Source organism: Pseudomonas sp. PSB18 (genome assembly GCF_014596565.1).
GTDB lineage: Bacteria > Pseudomonadota > Gammaproteobacteria > Pseudomonadales > Pseudomonadaceae > Aquipseudomonas.
The window spans coordinates 1-1,555 of the sequence record NZ_NOIN01000025.1; the positions used below are offsets into that span (position 1 = coordinate 1).

Annotated in this window: 1 protein-coding gene; it reads left to right on the forward strand. The window is 67.3% G+C overall.

Translation table 11 applies throughout. The features are described 5' to 3' along the window. The coding region (locus CGA22_RS26995) for a DUF6531 domain-containing protein (protein ID WP_188258762.1) at positions 1-1,555 on the forward strand (1,555 nt) is incomplete at both ends.

Genomic DNA, 1,555 nt, shown 5'->3' on the forward strand with positions numbered 1-1,555 from the left:
CCCCAACGGTGACAGCGCCGACAGCGCGGCCCTGACCCGCACCGACGGCTGCCCGGTGTCGATGGTCACCGGCGAAGAACTGCTGACCCTGGAAGACGGCCGGCTCGATGGCCGGCTGCCGTTCGTCTTCACCCGCTTGTACCGCAGCAGCGCGGCGGATCAGGACGTGGGGCTGGGGCGCGGCTGGAGCCATGCCCTGGCACACCGCTTGCGGCTTGAGGGCGAGCAGGTCATCTGGATCGACCAGGAAAACCGCCGCACGACCTTTCCGCTGCCCAACGCCCAGCGCCCGGCGATCCACAACAGCCTGGCCCGGGCGGCGATCTACCTGGGCACCGAGCCGGACGAACTGATCATCGCCCAGCCTGGCGAACAGGCGCCTTTCCTACACTTTCGCGACGGTTATCTGACCGCCCTCAGTGACCGCCACGACAACCGCCTGACCATCCAGCGCAACATCCATGGCGACATCAGCCGCCTGGACAACGGCGCCGGGCGCGCCCTGCAACTGCGCTACGAACAGCGTCACCTCATCGCCCTCGACTACCAGAGCTTTCACCCGGCCCTCACCCTGGACGAAGCCTGGCGCACCGAACAGACCCTGGCGACCTACCGCTACGACGCGCGCTCACGGCTGGTCGAAGCGACCAATGCCGCCGGCGAACGCGAGCGCTACGACTACGACGATGCCCACGTCATCCTCCAGCGGCAACTGGCCGGCGGGGCGAGTTTCTTCTGGGAATGGCAGGGCGTCGGCCAGGCGGCCCGCTGCGTGCGGCACTGGGCTTCGTTCGCGCAGATGGACACGCGGTACAGCTGGGGCGACGACGGTAGCGTCACGGTCCGGCACCTCGACGGCAGCGAAGAGACCTATGTCCACGACGACCGCGCCCGACTGGTGCGCAAGGTCGAGCCCGACGGCGGCGAACACCTCAAGGCCTACGACGAACAGGGCCGGCTGATTGCCGAACAGGACCCGTTGGGCGCCGTCACCGAATACCACTACGACGAAGTCGGACGCCTGGTGGCGCTGATTCCGCCCGAAGATGCGCCCACGTCCTACGAATACCGGAACGGTTTCCTGCACGCCCGTTCTCGCGGCAAGGCCGTCTGGACTTACCGGCGCAACGACCGGGGCGAGGTGATCGAGGTCATCGACCCGGATCAGCAGCGCACCCGCTATGCCTACGATGCCCACGGGCAACTGCTGTCGATCCACTACCCGGACGCCAGTGAACACCGGTTCACCTGGAACCGGCTCGGTCAACTGACGGAAGAAACCCTGCCTGACGCCAGCCAGCGGTTTTTTACCTACGACGCCTTGGGGCGCTTGCTGACCCGCCAGGACGAACACGGCGGGGTGACGCACTACCAATGGGACGCCGTGGGCCGGCTGCTGCAGACCACCTTGCCCACCGGCGCCACCCGGGCCTGGACCTACAACGCCTATGGCAAGGTCATCTCCGAGCGCGACGAACAGGGCCGCGTCACCCGCTACGAATACGCCGACGATCTGCATCTGGTCAGCCGCCGTCTCAATCCCGACGGCAGCACG